The 21,762-nt window shown below is 63.7% G+C and carries 8 protein-coding genes; 4 read left to right on the forward strand and 4 right to left on the reverse strand.

Features of this window, described 5'->3' with window-relative positions; all coding sequences use genetic code 11:
• Positions 1-16: 16 nt before the first annotated feature.
• Together rpoC and NHH73_03475 are read left to right on the forward strand one after the other, a co-directional pair.
• Positions 17-4,249, forward strand: a complete 4,233-nt coding sequence (gene rpoC / locus NHH73_03470; GenBank protein USX27370.1) for a DNA-directed RNA polymerase subunit beta' — start codon at positions 17-19, stop codon at positions 4,247-4,249.
• Between the two features lie 317 nt (positions 4,250-4,566).
• Entirely contained in the window at positions 4,567-5,172 is a 606-nt protein-coding gene (locus NHH73_03475) for an ArsR family transcriptional regulator (protein ID USX27371.1), read from the forward strand.
• 23 nt (positions 5,173-5,195) lie between these two features.
• Here NHH73_03475 and NHH73_03480 read toward each other — a convergent pair whose 3' ends face one another.
• The 4 genes from NHH73_03480 to NHH73_03495 form a co-directional block, all read right to left on the reverse strand.
• Positions 5,196-6,614, reverse strand: a complete 1,419-nt coding sequence (locus NHH73_03480) for a HAMP domain-containing histidine kinase (protein ID USX27372.1) — start codon at positions 6,612-6,614, stop codon at positions 5,196-5,198.
• A gap of 193 nt (positions 6,615-6,807) precedes the next feature.
• The gene (locus tag NHH73_03485) at positions 6,808-8,613 is read right to left on the reverse strand and encodes a DUF885 family protein (protein ID USX27373.1); all 1,806 of its coding nucleotides are present in this window, start codon (positions 8,611-8,613) and stop codon (positions 6,808-6,810) included.
• Positions 8,614-8,703: 90 nt separating this feature from the next.
• Positions 8,704-9,888 carry an HPP family protein gene (locus tag NHH73_03490; protein ID USX27374.1) on the reverse strand — a complete coding sequence of 395 codons (1,185 nt, stop codon included), beginning with the start codon at positions 9,886-9,888 and terminating at the stop codon, positions 8,704-8,706.
• Between the two features lie 67 nt (positions 9,889-9,955).
• Complete coding sequence (locus NHH73_03495; protein USX27375.1) at positions 9,956-10,444, reverse strand: Lrp/AsnC family transcriptional regulator; 489 nt, start codon at positions 10,442-10,444, stop codon at positions 9,956-9,958.
• Positions 10,445-10,600: 156 nt separating this feature from the next.
• Here NHH73_03495 and NHH73_03500 point away from each other — a divergent pair, with 156 nt between their 5' ends.
• Positions 10,601-12,712, forward strand: coding sequence for an aminotransferase class V-fold PLP-dependent enzyme (locus tag NHH73_03500; GenBank protein ID USX27376.1), 2,112 nt, complete (start codon positions 10,601-10,603; stop codon positions 12,710-12,712).
• A gap of 256 nt (positions 12,713-12,968) precedes the next feature.
• Positions 12,969-21,755, forward strand: a complete 8,787-nt coding sequence (locus NHH73_03505; protein ID USX27377.1) for a cyclic beta 1-2 glucan synthetase — start codon at positions 12,969-12,971, stop codon at positions 21,753-21,755.
• The last annotated feature ends 7 nt before the right edge of the window (positions 21,756-21,762 follow it).

Consider the following 21,762-nt stretch of genomic DNA (forward strand, 5'->3'; position numbering starts at 1 on the left):
ACCTCTGGAGTGATACATGAAAGCACTGCTCGATCTATTCAAGCAAGTACAGACGAACGAGACCTTTGACGCGATCAAGATCGGTCTCGCTTCGCCTGAAAAAATCCGTTCGTGGTCCTACGGCGAAGTTAAAAAGCCGGAAACCATCAACTATCGTACCTTCAAGCCTGAGCGCGACGGCCTGTTCTGCGCCAAGATCTTTGGTCCTATCAAGGACTACGAATGCCTGTGCGGCAAATACAAGCGCCTCAAGCACCGCGGTGTGATCTGCGAAAAGTGCGGCGTTGAAGTCACCCTGGCCAAAGTGCGCCGCGAGCGCATGGGCCACATCGAGCTGGCCTCGCCGACCGCGCACATCTGGTTCCTGAAGTCCTTGCCGTCGCGTCTGGGTATGGTCCTGGACATGACCCTGCGGGACATCGAACGCGTGCTGTACTTCGAAGCATACGTCGTGACCGATCCAGGCATGACCCCGCTGAAGAAGTGCCAGATCATGTCGGAAGACGACTACGCCGCCAAGTACGAAGAGTACGGCGACGACTTCACCGCCTTCATGGGCGCCGAGGGTATCCGTGAACTGCTGCGCTCGATCGACATCCACCGCGATGCCGAGACCCTGCGCGTGGAACTGAAGGAATCGAAGTCCGAAGCGAAGATCAAGAAATACGCCAAGCGTCTGAAAGTGCTGGAAGCGTTCCAGCGTTCGGGCATCAAGCCTGAGTGGATGATCATGGAAGTGCTGCCGGTGCTGCCGCCGGAACTGCGTCCACTGGTCCCGCTGGACGGCGGCCGTTTCGCGACCTCGGATCTGAACGATCTGTATCGCCGCGTGATCAACCGTAACAACCGTCTGAAGCGTTTGATGGAGCTGCGTGCTCCAGAGATCATCACGCGCAACGAAAAGCGCATGCTGCAAGAAGCGGTCGACTCGCTGCTGGACAACGGCCGTCGCGGCAAAGCGATGACCGGCGCCAACAAGCGTCCGCTGAAATCGCTGGCCGAGATGATCAAAGGTAAGGGCGGTCGTTTCCGTCAGAACTTGCTGGGTAAGCGCGTCGACTATTCGGGTCGTTCGGTCATCGTGGTGGGTCCACAGCTGAAACTGCACCAGTGCGGTCTGCCGAAGCTGATGGCCTTGGAACTGTTCAAGCCATTCATCTTCAACAAGCTGGAATTGATGGGTCTGGCTACGACCATCAAGGCGGCGAAGAAACTGGTTGAAATTCAAGAACCGGTCGTCTGGGACATCCTGGAAGACGTGATCCGCGAACATCCGATCATGCTGAACCGTGCGCCTACGCTGCACCGTCTGGGCATCCAGGCTTTCGAGCCGGTCCTGATTGAAGGCAAGGCCATCCAACTGCACCCACTCGTCTGCGCGGCATTCAACGCCGACTTCGACGGTGACCAGATGGCTGTGCACGTTCCGCTGTCGATCGAAGCGCAGATGGAAGCGCGTACCCTGATGCTGGCGTCGAACAACATCCTGTTCCCGTCGAACGGCGAACCGTCGATCGTTCCTTCGCAGGATATCGTGCTGGGTCTGTACTACGCGACCCGCGAAGCGATCAACGCGAAAAACGAAGGCATGCTGTTCCAGGACGTGTCGGAAGTCATTCGTGCCTACGACAACAAGGAAGTGGAACTGACGACTCGCATCACCGTACGTATCGTCGAGAATCCAAAAGATCCAGTGACCGGCGAATTCGTCCGCACCGTGACTCGCTACGAGACCACGATCGGCCGCGCCATCCTGTCGGAAATCCTGCCGAAAGGCCTGCCTTTCTCGGTGCTGAACCGCGCGCTGAAAAAGAAAGAAATTTCCAAGCTGATCAACACCTCGTTCCGTAAGTGCGGCCTGCGCGCGACGGTCGTGTTTGCTGACCAACTGATGCAGTCGGGCTTCCGCCTGGCGACCCGCGCCGGTATTTCGATCTGCGTGGACGACATGCTGGTACCGCCACAAAAAGTCACCCTGATTTCGGCTGCGGAATCCGAAGTCAAGCAGATCGAGCAGCAGTACGCCTCGGGTCTGGTGACCTCCGGCGAGCGTTACAACAAGGTCGTCGACATCTGGGGCAAGACCTCGGACGAAGTCGGCAAGGCCATGATGGACCAGCTGAAAGTGGAAGACGTCATCAAGCGTGACGGCACCAAGTCGACCCAGGAATCGTTCAACGCGATTTACATGATGGCCGACTCGGGCGCCCGCGGTTCGGCTGCGCAGATTCGCCAGCTGGCCGGTATGCGTGGTCTGATGGCGAAACCGGACGGTTCGATTATCGAAACGCCGATTACCGCGAACTTCCGCGAAGGTCTGAACGTTTTGCAGTACTTCATTTCGACCCACGGCGCTCGTAAAGGTCTGGCCGATACGGCGCTGAAAACCGCGAACTCGGGTTACCTGACCCGTCGTCTGGTCGACGTGACCCAGGATCTGGTCGTCATTGAAGATGATTGCGGCACCTCGAACGGCACGCTGATGAAGGCGATGGTCGAAGGTGGTGAAGTCATCGAAGCGCTGCGCGACCGTATCCTTGGCCGCGTGGTGGTCAACGACGTCGTCAATCCGGAAACCCAGGCGACCTTGTACGAAGCCGGCACCCTGATGGACGAGGACATGGTTGAAGAGATCGAGCGTTTGTCGATCGATGAAGTCAAGGTCCGCACCCCGCTGACTTGCGACACGCGCTTCGGCCTGTGCGCCAAGTGCTATGGCCGCGATCTGGGCCGTGGCATGCTGGTCAACGCCGGCGAAGCTGTCGGTGTGGTTGCCGCGCAGTCGATCGGTGAACCAGGTACCCAGCTGACCATGCGTACGTTCCACATCGGTGGTGCGGCATCGCGTGCGGCGGTTGCCTCGTCGGTGGAAGCGAAGTCGAACGGTACCATCCGTTTCACCTCGACCATGCGTTACGTTACCAACGGCAAGGGCGCGCAAATCGTCATTTCCCGTTCGGGCGAAGTGCTGATCACCGACGACCACGGCCGTGAGCGCGAGCGTCACAAGGTGCCGTACGGCGCGACCCTGATCGTCAAGGACGGCATGGTCATCAAGGCCGGTACGGCCCTGGCGACGTGGGATCCGCTGACCCGTCCGATCATCACCGAATACGCCGGTGTGGTGCGTTTCGAGAACGTCGAAGAAGGCGTGACCGTTGCCCGTCAGGTGGACGAAGTGACCGGTCTGTCGACTTTGGTCGTGATCGATGCGAAGCGTCGCGGTTCGTTGACCAAAACGCTGCGTCCGCAGGTCAAACTGCTCAACGACTCGAACGAAGAAGTCAAGATCGCAGGCACCGAACACTCGGTGGCGATCGGCTTCCAGGTCGGCGCGCTGATCATGGTGAAAGACGGCCAAGCGGTATCGGTCGGCGAAGTGCTGGCACGTATCCCGACCGAATCGCAGAAGACCCGCGATATTACCGGTGGTCTGCCGCGCGTTGCCGAGCTGTTCGAAGCACGTTCGCCGAAAGACGCGGGTATGCTGGCCGAAGTGACCGGTACGGTTGCATTCGGTAAGGAAACCAAAGGTAAGCAGCGTCTGGAAATCACGGACATGGACGGCAACAAGCACGAGTTCTTGATCACCAAGGACAAGCAAGTGCTGGTCCACGACGGCCAGGTGGTGAACAAGGGCGAGATGATTGTCGACGGCCCAGCCGATCCACAAGACATTCTGCGTCTGCTGGGTATCGAAGCGCTGGCCCGTTATATCGTTGACGAAGTGCAGGACGTTTATCGTCTGCAGGGCGTTAAGATTAACGACAAGCACATTGAAGTCATTGTGCGTCAGATGCTGCGTCGCGTTCAGATCGTTAATGCCGGCGACACCAACTACATCGTTGGCGAGCAGGTTGAGCGTTCGGAACTGCTGGATGAAAACGACCGTATGAATGTAGAGAATAAGATTCCTGCAACCTACGAAAACGTTCTGCTGGGTATTACCAAGGCATCGCTGTCGACCGATTCGTTTATCTCGGCCGCATCGTTCCAGGAAACCACCCGCGTTCTGACGGAAGCCGCGATTATGGGCAAGCGCGATGGTCTGCGCGGTCTGAAAGAAAACGTCATCGTTGGTCGTCTGATTCCAGGCGGCACCGGCTTGGCATTCCACCGCGCTCGCAAAGAGAAAGAGCAGTGGGAAGTGGAAGAGCGTCAAGCTCTGCTGCTGGCCGAAAAAGCCTCGATGTCGGGCGGCGATGTGGAAGCGGTGGAAACCGTTACTCCGCACGACGGCGAAGCGTAATAGAAATGTAGCGCAATATAAAACGGCACCTTCGGGTGCCGTTTTTTTATGCCCACGATTTAATAAAAGTCGGGAATTCACATCGTACGCCCGAAGGAAATTAATTCTGTGATTCGGTTAAATCCGTGCCGGGACCGCCGCGACACCACAGATCCACGTAGGGCGGATTAGGCGGCACGCCGTAATCCGCCAAGCGCCGCCTGACAGCCAACCGCGCGCACGCGCCCAGCCCCCTACGCTATAGTCCGTGTAGAAATGGAGGACCTGACCCCGGAGTTTGCGCCAGCATTTAGTTCGTTCATGCTAATATCTGGCTCATGATCGCTCAAGCCCTCTTCACTCCCGCCCAGCAAAAACTGCTGGGCTTGCTGTTTGTACGTGTCAATCAAGGTTTCCACCTGAACGAGATTATGCGCCTGACCGGCCTGGGAAGCGCCTCGGCCCAACGCGAGCTCAAACGCCTGCACGAGTCCGGCGTCATCACGTCCGAACGCATCGGCAATGTGCGCCGCTTCAAGCCCAACAAGGAATGCATCGTGTTCGGGGAATTAAGCAGCCTGGTCAAGAAAACCTTCGGACTGGTCAGCGTATTGAATTCGGCTTTGGCGCCGCTGCAGCATGTATTGAACGTGGCCTTTGTTTATGGCGCGACGGCCAAGGAACACGAGGGCATGGATACGCCGGTGGAGTTGCTGCTGATCGGCGATAACACCAGCTACGGTGAGTTGTTATCCAGGCTGCCAGTCGCCGAGCGCTTATTGCGCCGAAAGATCAATCCCAACCTGTATTCGATTCCCGATTTTAAGCGGCGCCTGCGCGAACAACAGCCATTCATTCTGCAGGTATTACGCGAACAGAAAATCTATGTGCTGGGTGAGGAATCCGATCTGGAGAAAGTCATCAACGAGGACGCGGCGGTTTAATTTTCGCGCTTTAATATTCCCGCCTAATATTCCATCGTCCGCTCATTCGCCCAAGCGGCAGATACCTGTCTTTGGGGGAACGATAAAGAAAACCGTGTATAACGCCCGGCCTGGGATTCGCAATGAATCTTCCCGCCAAACGCGGTAATCACCTGCTCGCAAAACGCCAACCCCATTCCCGTGCCGCCCCCATTATGCCGGGTGCTGTAAAACGGTTCGAAAACGTGGGGCAGCACGTCGGCCGGTATGCCGCTGCCGGTATCGGTTACCAACAGCTTTTTATCGGCGCCGTCGATAAAGAAAGCGATCTCCAATTCTCCCCGTCCCGCCGATTTGATCGCGTACAGCGCGTTCTTGAACAGGTTGTATAAAACATAGACCAGCAGCACGTCCGAGCCGAAGAACGTGAAATCGTGCCCGCCCTTGACCACCACCTTGTCCCGCATCGAGCTTTCGAACGGATAGCAGGCCAGCGCCTCCTCCACGCATTTCTGGATCGAATGGTTGGCAAAATCACTACGGCTGAGCATCCCCGCGCGGGCCGAGGCCAGCATCATGTCGACCACGAAGTTGGAGCGGCTGATCTCCGCGTCGATGTGCTGGGTCAGCTTGCCGAGGTAGTTCAGTTGCGCAGGTTGCAAGGTTGGCTCGATCAACTTGTGTTCGACCGCCAAGTGGTAGCCGGCCAGTAACTCCGGCAGCGACTTGGCCAACACCCGCGACTGGCTGCGGATGGTGGCCAGCGGCGTACGCATTTCGTGCGCGATCGAGGCGGCGACTTCCATCGGGTCGGCCAGCAAGTTGTGCCGGACCATGGCCTGGGCGATCAGGCCGAGGCTGGCCGCGACGAACAGCATGCCGGGCGGATAGAACTGCACGCCGTAGTTGCACAGATAATCGACCGATGCGAAGAAGTAAATCAGCATGCTGACCAGGCAATAGCGCAAGCGCGTTTTTTCGGTCGATACGGCCAACTGCTGGCGGCGGTACAGCAGCCACAGACTGCGGCCGACGACCACCATCGTGTGCAGCAAGTGCAGCACATGCAGCGGGCCCGCCTTGGGATAAAAGCCGAAGAAGTAAGTGTAGAGCCCGGCGATGAGCCAGTTGCTGCTCAGCAGGATCACACCCAGGAAGCCGGCGAACAGATAGGACAGTTCGACCCAGCGGCGCTCGCTGCGCTGCGCGGTGAGTTCGGCGACGAAATGGTACAAGGTGGTGGGCAGGAACAGGATCAGCAGATAGCCGAGCTTGGCCGCCGCCAGCGCCTCGTCCGGGTCGCGGATCTGGAACAGGACCGCCCAGGAGAATTGCCAGCAAAAGGTGGTGGTGCAGAGCAGGAATAACGTGAGGCTGACCCGGCTGACCCCGCGCGAATGCAGCACATATGCCCCGTAGCTCAGGAAGAGTAGCGAGACAATGGCGGGCAGGAGAGAGTGCATGAGCGCATTCAGCAGGCTTAATGATAGTCGCAGTATTGCGCGAGCCGGAAGAGGGCGCTTGTATTTCAGGAGGGTTCTTGCGATAGATCAAGGTGGCGCAGGACTGTGTCAACGCCGGAAGGAGACGTAACATATGGGCGGGGCACGGCAAGCTGGGCCGCCGCGATGTCGCCATCGTCGCGGCCCATTGCGGTTATCGCTGCGACGCGATCCAGCGGTCCACTTTTTCTTCCAGCAGCGCCAGCGGCACGGTGCCGTCGCTGAGCACCACCTCGTGGAATTTAGGCAGGCTGAAGCGATCGCCTAGCGCCTCTTCCGCGCGGTGGCGCAGTTCGACGATCTTGAGCGAGCCGATCTTGTAGCCCAGCGCCTGGCCCGGCCACGCCATATAGCGTTCGGTTTCGGTCTTGGCGTAGTCGTCGTAGCCCAGGGTGTCGCGCATGTAATGGATGCTTTGCTCGCGCGTCCAGCCCTGCGCGTGCATGCCGGTGTCGACCACCAGGCGGGTGGCGCGCAGCAGCTCGTCGTTCAGGTGGCCGAAGTATTGCGCCGGATCATCGAACAAGCCCATTTCCTTGCCCAAGGTTTCGGAATACAGCGCCCAGCCTTCGGTGAAGGCGTTGTTGCCTCCATATTTGCGGAAGTCGGGCAGGTTCAATTCCTGCATCAGCGCGATGTGGAAGTGGTGGCCCGGCTTGCCCTCGTGCAGGAACAGCGTGGTCATGCCGGTGCTGCCGTACTTGGCCGGATCGTTGACCACCGACCAGAACACGCCTGGACGCGAGCCGTCGCCGGCCGGCGCCGTGTAGTGGTCGGACGCCGTGGCCCGGCTCAGTTCAGGTTCCAGGCGCAGGTCCAGTTTGGCCTTCGGCATCAAGGTGAACATCTGCGGCAATTTGGTGTCGAGCACGTCGTTCAGCTTGTGGAACACGGCCTGCACTTCTTCCTCCGTCTTGAACGGGCGGAACTTGTCCTGCGCGGCAACCCATACCGGCAAGCCCTTGGCTGGGCCGTTGTAGCCGAGCTTGGGACCGAGCTCGGCGAACTGCTGCTGGATGCGCGCCACTTCGCGCAGGCCGATCGCATGGATCGCGTCCGGCTTGAGCGTGGTGGTGGTGGCGTTGGCCACGCGCGCCTGATACCAGGCGGCGCCGTCCGGCAGCGCGCCCAGGCCGGTCGAGGTGCGGCAGGCCGGCAGGTAATCTTTTTCCAGGAAGGTGGCCAGGCGGGCCAGCGCCGGCATGATGTCGTCGCCGACGGTCTTGCGGTAGGCGGCCGTCAGGCGCTGCTTGTCGGCGTCGCTGAAGCCGGCCGGCAATTTCTTGATCGGGGTGTAGAAGATATTCGCTTCCGCCGTGTCGCTGACCAGCTTCTTGAACTGCGGCAGCGCCGAGATCATGATGGCCTTCGGCTGCGTGACGCCTTTTTTCATTCCTTCGCGCATGTTGGCGATGGCTTGGTCGATCCAGGCCGGCATCTGCGAAATGCGGCTCAGATAGGCGTCGTATTCCTTGACGGTGGCGATCGGCTGCGACGCCTCGCCGCCGGCGTAGTTGGCCAGCACGACCGGCACGCTGTCCATCTGCGTGACCGGCAACAGGTGCTCGGGGAAGCGCTCCATGGCCAGCAGGCCGCGCAGTTCATAGGTGAGGATGTCCAGGTTGAGGCGGTCTTCGGCGTTCAGGTGGGCGCGCTTGATGGCCTTGAGGCGCTTGCTGAAATCGCGGTACATCTTGAACTGCAGCGCGCGCTTGCCCGGCGAGATGCTCAGGCCCAGCTGGTCGTCGTAGCGGTTGTCGCCGTTCTCGGTCGCGCCGATCGGCTCGTAGCGGGCGACGGCGTCGTAGTATTGGTCGGCGATGGCCAGCAGCGCCTGGTGCGCCGGGGTGGCGCTGACCCGTGGCACGGCGGCTGCCGGGGCCGCCATGCTGTTGCTGATTGGAACGAACACCAGCGCGAGCGCGGCCGCGACGCTGGCAAGACGGGATGCATGCTTCATGTTTTGTTTCCTGGTCAATGAGAACTCTGGCGGGTGACTAGCATAAGGCATAGCGTCGGCCGCCCAAGAAACAAATTGTATCAAGCCACGTCAGGCGGCCGCTTCGGCGAAGCGGCTCTCATATAACGCCGCCACCAGGTCCGATTGCGTGATGATGCCGGCGAAGCGCTGCTCGTCGTCGACCACCGGAATATGGTGGAAGCCGGAGTCGGCCATCAGCGGCACCAGGTCGACGATGGGCGTGTCGAGCCGCGCCGTGGTCGGGTGGTGGGTCATGATCTGGCCGACCACCTCGGCTTTTTCGGTGTGGGTGACGCCGCTCTTGCGCAGGAAACGCCGCAGTTGCCGGCGGATGTCGCCGTAATTATCCAGGCCGCCATGGTCGAGGAAGTCGGTTTGCGTGACGATGCCGATCACCCTGCGCGCGCGGTTGAGCACGGGCAAGGCCGCCACCTGGTGGCGCCGCATCAACTGCCACGCCTGCTCCAGGTCGGTGCCGAATTCGGCGCTGACGATGTCGCGCGACATGATGTCCGCGCAATTGATGATGCCGAAGCGGCGCTGGTAGGCGCGCTGCTCGGTCTGCATGAACAGCGATTCCAGATCGTCGCGGCTGATGTCGAGCACCTGGTCGTGTTGCTTGAGCACGGCGTCCAGGTCCTCGGGCTTGAAGCCCAGCCGCACGGTCGGCACCGCGTCCCTGGTGCCGTGCGGATTCGGATGGGCGGCCTGCTGCGTGTGCGGATAGCGGCGCCCGGTCAGGTTGTTGTAGATGATGGCCATGCCGGTCAGCAGCGCGGTGTTGACCAGCACCGTCAGCAGCGCGAATTCGAAACCGGCCGCGTGCACGGCGGGGCCGCCGATGACGGTCGTCAACGCCACCGCGCCGCCGGGCGGATGCAGGCAGCGCAGCGCGAACATGGCGGCGATCGCCGCGCCGACGGCGACGCCGCACAGCATCGGCATCGGCAACGATATGGCCGAACCCGCGCCCAGCCAGCGCACGCAGGCCGCGCCCACCAGTCCGCTGACGACGTTGCCGCCGATGGCCGACCAGGGTTGGGCCAGCGGACTGGCGGGCAGCGCGAACAGCAGCACGGCCGAAGCGCCCACCGGCGCGACCATGAAGATGGTGGCGCTGCTGGGTTCGAGCAGGAAGTGGCTGAGGACGGCGGTGATGAGCAGGCCGCACAGGGCGCCGATGGCGGCGCGCAGCTGTTCGGCGCCGCTGGCGGTGGTGGGGCTGGGGAGCCAGCGGTCCAGGAAAGCGCGCATGGGCTTAATGAGTATTTGAAATAAGCATTATCCCATGTCGGGCCGGCTCATGCACGCACGTTGCACCTTATTGGTGCGAATCCTGATGGGATACCAGTTCCAGCGGCAAGGCGGTGGTGTATTTGATCTGTTCCATCGAGAACGCCGACGACACGCCGGTCAGTTGACCGACCTTGATCAGGCGCTTGTAAAACGCGTCGTAGCCGTCGATGTCGGTGGTGACCACCTTGAGCAGGTAGTCGACGTCGCCGCTCATGCGGTGGAATTCCTGCACCTCCGGCAAGGCCATGACGGCGGCGGCGAAGCGGTCGAGCCACTTGGCGTCGTGCTGGCCGGTGCGTACGCTGACATACACCGTCACCGGCAGGCCGACCTTGCGCCGGTTGACGATGGCGACGCGGCTTTCGATATAGCCTTCCTCCTCCAGGCGCTTGACCCGCTTCCAGCACGGCGTGCTGGACAGGCCGACCTTCTCGCTGAGCGCGGCGATCGAGAGCGTGCCGTCCACCTGCAGCGCGGCCAGGATGGCACAGTCGAATTTATCGAGTGAATTCATATGAAATAGGCTAAGAAAACGATTTTAACCGGATTGCGGAGTAATGAAGCATGCTCATGCTAACTTACCCGCTAAAGAGAGACTATTTTGGCATATTTTCTCCTTAGTGCCTGGTTAAACTGTTCAGCTGACTTGTATATCCTTGCGGCGAACACCATGACCACTGAAATCTACCTCGACGGCAACGCCACCACTGCCGTTCTGCCCGCCGCCATCAGCGCCGCCATCGACGCCATGGGCCAACGCTTCGGCAATCCCAGCAGCACCCACGCCACCGGGCTCAAGGCCAGGGCCATGCTGGACCAGGCGCGTGCCTGCGCGGTGCGCTTGCTGGGTGTCGGCGACGGCCGGCTGATGTTCAACAGCGGCGCCACCGAAGGCATCCAAACCTCGGTGCTGTCGGCGCTGGTGGCCTTGCGCGAGCGCCAGGCGCGCGGCGAGGCCATCGGCAGCCTGCTGGTCTACGGCGCCACCGAACACAAGGCCGTGCCGGAAAGCCTGGCGCACTGGAACCGTCTGCTGGGTTTGAATCTGACCCTGCACAAATTGCCGGTCAACACGGACGGCGCCCATGACCTGGCGCTGCTGCGGCAAGTGGCCGGCTCGGCCGCGTTGATCTGCACCATGGCCGCCAATAATGAGACCGGCGTCGTCAGCGATCTGGACGGCATCGAAGCGGTCATCAAGGAAACCGGCACGGCCGCCTACTGGATGGTCGATTGCGTGCAGGCGCTGGGCAAGCTGACGTTGGACCTGGCCGCCACCCGCGTCGATTACGCCCCATTTTCCGGCCATAAACTTTACGCGCCCAAAGGCGTGGGCATGTTGTACGTGCGCGCCGGCGCGCCGTTCACGCCGCTGATCATGGGCGGCGGCCAGGAGTCGGGGCAGCGTTCCGGCACCGAGAACATGGCCGGCATCGCCGCGCTGGGCGTGGTGCTGGCCGCGCTCGAACGCGGCGACACCTTCCGCAGCCACGACGCGCTGTGGAATTTCCGGGCGCGCCTGGCCGACAGCCTGCGCGCCGCCTTGCCCGGCGTGGTGTTCAACAATCCGTTCGGCAAGGCCTTGCCGACCACGCTCAACTTCTCCGTGCCCGGCCTGTCGAGCCGCGAGTTGATGGACGTGTTCGACGCGGCCGAAGTGCGCGTCAGCGCCGGCAGCGCCTGCTCGTCGGCCAAGGCGGCGCCCAGCTACGTGCTCGACGCGATGGGCGTGCCGCTGTGGCGCAGCGCCGGCGCCATCCGCATGTCCTTCGGTCCGCTGGCCGACGAGGAAATGATCGCCGCCGCCTGTGCCCGCATCGAGCGCTGCGGCGCCGCGCTGAGAGCCAGTTGCCTGATCGCATCCGAGAGTGCCGCCGTGCCGCACGACGGCCTGCTGCAACTGGGTGTCGAAGGCGCGTGCAGCTGGCTGGCGCTGGACGCGGCAAGCGGCAGTTGCGTGGTCATCGATCCGTTGCCGGAAATGACGTCGCGCATCGCCTCGTATGTGCGCTGCCAGAACTATCGCGTGCTGGCGGTGGTCGGCACCTCGGCGGACACGGGACGCCAGTCGCTGGTGGACGCGTTGGGCGATCACTACGTTGCCGGTTCGGTGGACGAGTTTGGCTGGCCGGCCGCCGCGCCGGTGGAGGTGGCGTTGGAGGGCGGTGCGACCGCGCGCGCGATCGCGCTCGGCGCGCAAGTGCTGGCCAGCGTGGCCGCCGGTGGTGCCGCCGCTGTTTCCGACAATGGATCGCGCGCGTATCTGCTGGGAACTGCCGACGCCGGCCGCTTGCCCGCCTCGTCCGTTCGCTTCGTATTCAGCGCCGATTCGCTGGACGAGGCGTTGCGGGCCGTCGGCGGGCCGCACACCTTGCTGTGCCCAACCCGCGACGAGCAGAATCAGTTCTGTGCCAGCATGACGAAGCACTCGCAGGCAACGTTGACTGCCTCCGCGCAACTGCCGACACAGCGCGACATGCAACTCGACAGCGACGAGCTCGAAGCGTTTTTGACCGCGCATCCGGACGCCGTCTTGATCGACGTGCGGGAGGCGTATGAATTCGCCGCCACCGTCGTGCCCGGTCCGGGAGGCCGCGTGGCGCATAGCGTGCCGCTGAGCCGGCTGGCCGGCCAGGCCAGCGTATGGTTGCGCGGCGAGCAGCGGCCGCTGGTATTTTTCTGTCGCAGCGGCAATCGCAGCATGAAAGCCACGCAGTGCCTGCGCCGCCTTGGCCATCAGCAATCGTATAGCCTCAGCGGCGGCTTGGCGCTCGCCGCATAAACTTGCCGCCACAACCGGCACGGCAAAATGCTAGTCACCAAAAGGGCCTGAATGGCCCTTTTTATTTGCCCGGACTCCGTCACTCACGGCTGTATGTTCGTCACCGTACAGTGCCATCTCGCGCGCCCCAGTACGATGCCTTAGCACATAATTTCCCATTCGCAGATTCGTCGCGCCCGTAGCTGGAGCGCGGCCGCGTCTCGCATGCAATATAGCGAGGTATAAGTTGAAAAAGTCCAATCCCCTAATGCCCGAGATGACGCTCGGATTCCGCGAATCGACAACGGCCTCCCTGGTCTCGGACGAAGACGACGAAGACCTGCCCTTACGCGCCGAGCTCTTCAGCGCCGCGCAAATGGGCGCGCACGGCAGGACCCTGGCGGCCCACCACGAACTGAGCACGCGCGGCGGTCCCGACCAGCTGCTGTCGCGCCTGTCGGAAAACGCCGACTTCATCAACACCACCTGCGACGAACTGACCGAGGCCGTCAAGGCCGGCCGGCAGATCACGCCCGCCTCCGAATGGCTGCTCGATAACTTCTATCTGATCGAAGAGCAGATCCGCATCGCCCGGCGTCACCTGCCCAAGGGGTACAGCAAGGAGCTGCCGCGCCTGAGCCGTGGCGCGCCGGAAGGCTGCCCGCGCGTCTACAAGCTGGCGCTGGAAATCATCTCGCACGGCGATGGCCGCGTCGATTTCGAATCGCTGTGCCGCTTCGTCGCCGCCTATCAGGAAATCGCGCCGCTCAAGCTGGGCGAATTGTGGGCGATCCCGATCATGCTGCGTCTCGCGCTGATCGAGAACCTGCGCCGCGTGGCCGTGCGCGTGGCCGATAACCGCGCCGACCGCGATCTGGCCAACAGCTGGGCCGACCAGATGACCGAGGTGGTGGAAAAAAATCCGAGCGGTTTGATTTTGATGGTGGCCGACATGGCCCGCTCCAATCCACCAATCACCAGCGCCTTCGTCGCCGAACTGGCGCGCCGCCTGCAGGGACAAAGTTCGGCGCTGACCCTGGCGCTGTCGTGGATCACGCACCGCCTGGCCGAATCGGGCCACACCATCGAACAACAGATCCAGGCCGAGATCCAGCAGCAGGCGGCCGAACAGGTGTCGATCGCCAACAGCATCGGCAGCCTGCGCTTCCTCGGCACCATGGACTGGCAGGAGTTCGTCGAGACCATGAGCGTGGTCGAACAGACCTTGCGCCAGGACCCGGCCGGCGTCTACGGCCGCATGGAATTCGCCACGCGCGACCATTACCGCCATTCGGTCGAAAAGATCTCCAAGCATTCGCGCCTGTCGGAAGTGGAAGTCGCGCAGCAGGCCTTGCAACTGGCCGTGGCGCACTCTAACAGCGGCGATGAGCGCCACAGCCACGTCGGTTTCTATCTGATTGGCGGCGGACTGCCGGCGCTGGAAAAAGTGACCGGCATGCGCCGTCCGTGGCGCGAGGTGTTCCGCCATACGTCGGGCGCCTCGCCGCTGACATCCTATCTGGGCGCGATCGCCGCCATCACCTTCGTCGCCACCGCGCTGCTGCTCGAACGCGCTGCCTTCCACGGCGTGAACGGCATCGTGCTGGTGGCGCTGGGCGTGCTGGCGCTGCTGGGCAGCAGCCAGCTGGCGCTGAGCCTCGTCAACTGGGTGACCACCCAGATCACCCGTCCCAATCCGCTGCCGCGCATGGACCTCGACGACGGCATTCCCGCCGAGGGCAGGGCGCTGGTGGTGGTGCCGACGCTGGCCTACAGCAAGGACAACATCGAGGAATTGTGCGAACAGCTGGAAGTGCGCTTCCTCGCCAATCGCGATCCGAACCTGGTGTTTTGCCTGCTGACCGATTTCGCCGACGCACCCGCCGAGACCCTGCCGGGCGACGCCGCGCTGCTCGAGCAAATGCAGCACCGGATCGAACAACTCAATCGCAAGTACGCCGTCCATCCGAGCGGCGACCCGGCCACGCCGTTCCTGCTGCTGCACCGCCCGCGCCTGTGGAATCCACAGGAAGGCGCCTGGATGGGCTACGAGCGCAAGCGCGGCAAGCTGCAGGACCTGAACCGCTTCCTGCGTGGCGGCGCGCGCGACAAATTCTCGGTCGTCGTCGGCGATATCAGCCAGCTCGAAAGCATCAAGTACGTCATCACGCTCGATACCGATACCCAGCTGCCGCGAGACGCGGCGGCGCAGTTCATCGCCACCATGATGCATCCGCTGAACCGCCCGCGTGTCGACGCGGCGCGCGGCTGCGTGGTCGAAGGTTACGGCATCCTGCAACCGCGCGTGGCCGTCAGCCTGCCGAGCGAAAATGCATCGCACTACGAAAAGCTGTGCGGCGGCGAGCCGGGTATCGACCCGTACACCCGCACCGTCTCCGACGTCTACCAGGACGTGTTCCTGGAAGGCTCCTTCATCGGCAAGGGCATCTACGATGTCGACGTCTTCGAGCAGGTGCTGGGACACCGCCTGCCCGACAACCAGGTGCTCAGCCACGATCTGCTGGAAGGCTGCTATCTGCGCGCCGGCTTGCTCAGCGACGCCCAACTTTACGAAGAATATCCGAGCCGCTACAGCGACGACGTGAGCCGCCGCCAGCGCTGGATACGCGGCGACTGGCAGCTGATCTCGTGGCTGTTCGGCCGCGTGCCGGGCCCCGGCCGCAAGCGCGAGAAAAATCCGCTGTCGCTGCTGTCGCGCTGGAAGCTGTTCGACAATCTGCGCCGCAGCCTGACCGCGCCGGCGCTGGTGCTCTCGCTGATCGTCGCGTGGCGCTGGCTGCCCGACCCGTGGCTGTGGACCGGCGCCGTGCTGACCGTGATCTTCCTGCCGCCGTTTGTCAGCGCGCTGCACGACCTGCTGCACCGGCCCAAGGATACTTTATGGAGCCAGCATCTGCGCGCCACAATGCGCCGCACCGGCCTGCACTTCTCGCACGCGATATTGATGCTGGTTTTCCTGCCATACGAGGCCTATTTCAGCCTTGACGCGATCGTCCGTAGCGTCTACCGCATGACGGTATCGCATAAGCACATGCTCGAGTGGCGTGCCTCGGCGCTGTCGCGCACCGGCGCCAACGCCAGCACTTGGGTCAGGATGTGGCCCGCGCCCGTGCTGGCGCTGTTCATCGGCGGCATGCTGCTTGGTTGGCGTCCCGCCAGCCTGGCGCCGGCCGCGCTGTTCCTGCTGGCGTGGCTGGTGGCGCCGGCGGTCGCGGACTGGATCAGCCGTCCGATCAAGCGCAAGGATGCGCAGCTGTCGCCGGAGCAGAATGTGTTCCTGCATAAGCTGGCGCGCCGCACCTGGGCCTATTTCGATCGTTTCGTCGGCCCGGACGACAACTGGCTGCCGCCCGATAACATGCAGGAGCATCCGGCGCAGGTCATCGCGCACCGCACTTCGCCGACCAATATCGGCATGGCGCTGCTGGCCAACCTGAGCGCCTGCGACTTCGGCTACATCACGGTGTCGCAGCTGATCGCGCGCACCGGCGCCACGCTGGATGCGATGGATCAGCTGGAGCGCCACCAGGGCCACTTCTATAACTGGTACGACACGCAGACCCTCAAGCCGCTCCACCCGATCTATATTTCGACGGTCGATAGCGGCAACCTGGCGGGCCACCTGCTGACGTTGCAGCCCGGCCTGACCGGCATGTTCGACCAGCCGGTGCTCGGTCCTCAAATCATCGACGGCATGCTGTCCACCCTGCGCGTGCTGGAAGAGACGCTCAACGACGCCGCCACCGCCAGTGCACCGGCTGCAAGCGCCAGCGTGGCGACCGTTGCCAACGCCGACGGCGACGCCGACAAGGCCGCGCCATCCAGCGCAACCCAGAGCGCCGAATCCATCGCCACGCCGCCGGACCTGGCGCCGCTGCTGGCGCTTATGGCCGCGAAGCCCGATCCCACACACCTGCAGCAGTTGAATGGCTGGCTGGTGCTGGCCGCGCAAGCCGCCGAAGCGCTGCACGCGCAGGTCGATCCACAAAGCGACGCCGCGATGTGGAGTGCCTCGCTGGTTCAGCAAAGCCACGCCGCGCTCGACGAACTGGCGGTGTTGACGCCATGGGTCAACCTGTCTTCCGATACCGTATTCGACACCAGCATGACGCGCGTGCCGACCTTGCGCGAGCTGGCCAGCCTATCCCACGCCACCGCCGCCATTCCGGTGACCGACCTGGCCCCGGCCGAGCGCGAACGCCAGCAACAACTGGCGCAGCTGCTCGAGCAGGGCAGCGCCGCCGCGCATGAACGCATGCGCGCGCTGGCCGAACTGGCGCAGCGCAGCTGCGGGTTCGCCCAGATGGAATACGGCTTCCTGTACAACGAGACGACCAATCTGCTGGCGATCGGCTACAACGTCAGCGAGCGCCGCCTCGACGCCAGCTATTACGATTTGCTGGCGTCCGAAGTGCGCCTGGCCAGCTTCATCGCCATCGCCCAGGGCCAGCTACCGCAGGACCACTGGTTCGCGCTGGGCCGCCAGTTGTGCATCGTCGCCGGCAAGCCGGTGCTGCTGTCCTGGAGCGGCTCGATGTTCGAGTACCTGATGCCGCTGCTGGTGATGCCGAACTACCCGAGCACCTTGCTCGACCAGACCTACAACGCCGTCATCGATGCGCAAATCGACTACGCCAAGCGCCGTGGCGTGCCGTGGGGGATTTCCGAGTCCGGCTACAACACCGTCGACACCAGCCTCAATTACCAGTACCGCGCCTTCGGCGTTCCCGGCCTCGGCCTCAAGCGCGGCCTGGCCGACGATCTGGTGATCGCGCCGTACGCCACCATGATGGGACTGATGGTGCAGCCGGAAGCGTCCTGCCTCAACTTGCAGAAGATGGCGGGCCTGGGCTTCATGGGACGCTACGGCTTCTACGAGGCGATCGACTACACCGCCTCTCGCCTGCCGCGCGGCCAGAGCTGCGCCGTGGTGCGCTCGTTCATGGTCCACCACCAGGGCATGGGCCTGCTGTCGCTCAGCTACCTGCTGCACGACCGGCCGATGCAGCGCCGCTTCGAATCCGATCCGCTGCTGCAATCGACCTTGCTGGTGCTGCAGGAACGCAGCCCGCAAGCCGGCGCCTTCTATTCCAACACCACCGAGCTGGCGGCGCTGCGTTCGACCGTGCCCGATCAGCAGGCGGCGCCGATGCGCGTGCTCACCCAGCACAGCACACCGGTACCGGAAACCCAGTTGCTGTCGAACGGACGCTATCACGTCATGGTCACCAACGCCGGCGGCAGCTACAGCCGCTGGCGCGACCTGGCCGTGACGCGCTGGCGCGAAGACAGCACCCGCGACAACTGGGGTAACTTCTGCTACGTGCGCGACCTGGATGATGGCCAGTTCTGGTCCACGACGTATCAACCAACCCTGGTCGATCCGCGCAAGTACGAAGTGATCTTCTCGGAAGGACGCGCCGAATTCCGCCGCTCCGACCGCGGCATGGAGCTGTACACGGAAATCGTGGTCTCGCCGGAAGACGACATCGAACTGCGCCGCACCCGCATCACCAACAAGAGCGACAGCGTGCGCACCATCGAGGTGACCAGCTACGCCGAGGTGGTGATGGCGCCGGCGGCCGCCGATGCCGCCCACCCGGCCTTCAGCAAGCTGTTCGTGCAAACCGAGATCCTGCGCGACCAGCAGGCGATCCTGTGCACGCGCCGCCCGCGCGGCGGCAACGAGGCCATGCCGTACATGCTGCACTCGATGACGGTGCACGACGCCAAGGTGGTCGAGGTGTCGTTCGAGACCGATCGTTCGCGCTTCCTCGGCCGAGGCAACACCGCCGCCGCGCCGCGCGCGCTGCTGGAAAGCGGCCCGCTGGACGGCGCCGAAGGCTCGGTGCTCGATCCGGTCGTGGCGATCCGCTACACCATCACGCTCAAGCCGGACCAGACGGCCACCGTCGATATCGTCACCGGCATGACCGAGCAGCGCGACGCCGCGCTGCACCTGATCGACAAATACCAGGACCGCCACCTGGCCGACCGCACCTTCGAACTGGCGTGGACCCACAGCCAGGTCGTGCTGCGCCAGCTCAACGCCAGCGAGGCGGACGCGCAGCTGTACGGCCGCCTGGCCAACTCGGTCATCTATCCGAACGCCGCACTGCGCGCCGATGTCGGCACGCTGGTCAAGAACCATCGCGGCCAGTCCGGCCTGTGGGCGTACGCGATCTCCGGCGACCTGCCGATCGTGCTGCTGCAGATCCGCGACCCGGCCAACATCGATCTGGTGCGCCAGATGGTGCAGGCGCACGCCTACTGGCGCCTCAAAGGCCTGGTGGTCGACCTGGTCATCTGGTACGAAGACCAGTCGGGGTACCGCCAGCTGCTGCACGAACAAATCATGGGATTGATCGCCTCGGGCATCGACGCCCAGGCGGTCGACCGTCCTGGCGGCATCTTCGTGCGCCTGGCCGACCAGATCTCCAACGAGGACCGCATCCTGCTGCAATCGGTGGCGCGCGCCATCCTCAGCGACACCCGTGGTCCGCTGGCCGAGCAGATCAAGCGCCCGGGCCCGCAGTCGATGCGCATGCCGCCGTTGCTGGCGGACGGTCGCGGCGAATATGGCGACGCGGTGCCGCCGGCCCGTCCCGCGCGTCCGTTGATGCTGGAAAACGGCATCGGCGGCTTCACGCCGGACGGCCGCGAATACGTGATCACCACCCGCGAAGGCCAGCGCACGCCCGCGCCGTGGTCCAACGTGCTGGCCAATCCGCAGTTCGGCACCGTGATCTCGGAAAGCGGCCAGGCCTACACCTGGCACGAGAACGCGCATGAATACCGCCTGACGCCATGGCACAACGATCCGGTCAGCGACGCCAGCGGCGAAGCCTTCTATCTGCGCGACGAGCAGACCGGCGAGTTCTGGTCGCCGGCCGCGCTGCCCGCGCGCGGCGCCGGCGACTACGTCACGCGCCACGGCTTCGGCTACAGCGTGTTCGAACACAGCGAGAATGGCATCGCCACCGAAATGACGACTTTCGTCTCGACCGACGCGCCGATCAAGTACACGGTGCTCAAGGTGCGCAACGATACGCTGGTGGCGCGCAAGCTGTCCGTCACCGGCTACGTCGAATGGGTGCTGGGCGATATGCGTTCCAAGTCCGGCATGCATATCCTCACCGAGGTCGATCCGGTCAGCGGCGCGATGTTCGCCCGCAATCCGTACAACACCGAGTTCACCGGCCGCGTCGCCTTCTTCAATTGCGACGCCAGCCTGCGCTCGATCACCGGCGACCGTGGCGAGTTCCTGGGCCGTAACGGCTCGCTCGCCGCGCCGGCCGCGCTGCGCCGTTCGCGCCTGTCCGGCAAGGTCGGCGCGGGGCTCGACGCCTGCGCCGCCATCCAGGCGCCGTTCGACCTGCTGCCGGGCCAGGAGCGCGAGATCGTCTTCGTGCTCGGTGTGGCCGGCCGCCGCAACGCCGACGCCAGCAGCCTGGTACAAAAGCACCGCAGCGCCGGCGCAGCGCAGGAGGCGCTGGCCGCCGTCCACGCGCACTGGGAACAGACCCTGGGCGCGGTGCGCATCGAAACGCCGGAACCGGAGCTCGACGTCATCGCCAACGGTTGGCTGATGTACCAGACCATCGCCTGCCGCATCTGGGCGCGCAGCGGCTACTACCAGTCCGGTGGCGCGTTCGGTTTCCGCGACCAGCTGCAGGACGCGATGGCGACCATCCACACGCAGCCGCACCTGCTGCGCGACCAGCTGCTGCTGTGCGCCGCCCACCAGTTCCTCGAGGGCGACGTCCAGCACTGGTGGCATCCGCCGTCGGACCGTGGCGTGCGCACGCACTGCTCGGACGATTATCTGTGGCTGCCGCTTGGCGCCTGGCGCTACGTCGCCAGCACCGGCGACATGAGCGTGCTGGAGGAAAACCTGCCATACCTGGAAGGGCGCGCCGTCAAGCCGGAAGAGGATTCCTACTACGACCTGCCTAGCCGCTCGGGCCAGAGCGGCACCCTGTACGAGCATTGCGTGCAGGCGATCCGCCACGGCCTGAGCTTCGGCGAACACGGTCTGCCGCTGATCGGCTCCTGCGACTGGAACGACGGCATGGACAAAGTGGGCGAGCATGGCAAGGGCGAGAGCGTGTGGCTGGCCTTCTTCCTGTGCGAAGTGCTGCAACGCTTCGCCGACGTCGCCGACATGAAGGACGACACGGTGTTCGCCGCCGAGTGCCGCGAGGAGGCCAGGAAGCTGGCCGCCAACGTCGAGCAGAATGCCTGGGACGGCGAGTGGTATCGCCGCGCCTATTTCGACGACGGCACGCCGCTCGGCTCCCACACCAACGAGGAATGCCAGATCGATTCGATTTCGCAGAGCTGGGGCGTGCTGTCCGGCGCCGCCGATCCGGCGCGCGTGCGCGGCGCCATGGAGCAGGTCAACCAGCGCCTGGTGCGGCGCGACTCGGGCATTATCCAGTTGCTCGATCCACCGTTCGACAAGGCCGGCCCGAACCCCGGCTACATCCGGGGCTATGTGCCGGGTGTGCGCGAAAACGGCGGCCAGTACACCCACGCCGCGATCTGGACCGCGATGGCGTTCGCCCGCCTGGGCGACACCGAGCGGGCCTGGGAACTGGCGCGCATGATCAATCCGGTCATGCACGGCAGGACGGCGGAAGGCACGGCCAATTACAAGGTCGAGCCTTATGTGGTGACGGCCGACGTCTACGCGGTGGCGCCGCACGTCGGGCGCGGTGGCTGGAGCTGGTACACCGGGTCCTCGGGCTGGATGTACCGCCTGATCATCGAATCCCTGCTTGGCCTCACGCGCAGCGCGCAGCAATTGACGCTGACGCCGCGCATGCCGGCCGGCTGGAACACGTTCACGCTGACCTACCGTTACGAGACATCGTCGTACGTGATCCGCGTGCTGCATGACGATGGCGCCGGGGCCAGCGCGGTGCCGGTGCTGACGGTCGACGGCGTGCCGCAACAGGAGCAGGCGATCGCGCTGGTCGACACGGGCATGACCCACCAGGTCGAACTGCGTCTGCCGGCGCGGCCCAGCCAGCCAACCTGATCGTCAG

The organism is Oxalobacteraceae bacterium OTU3CINTB1, assembly GCA_024123955.1.
GTDB lineage: Bacteria > Pseudomonadota > Gammaproteobacteria > Burkholderiales > Burkholderiaceae_D > Rugamonas.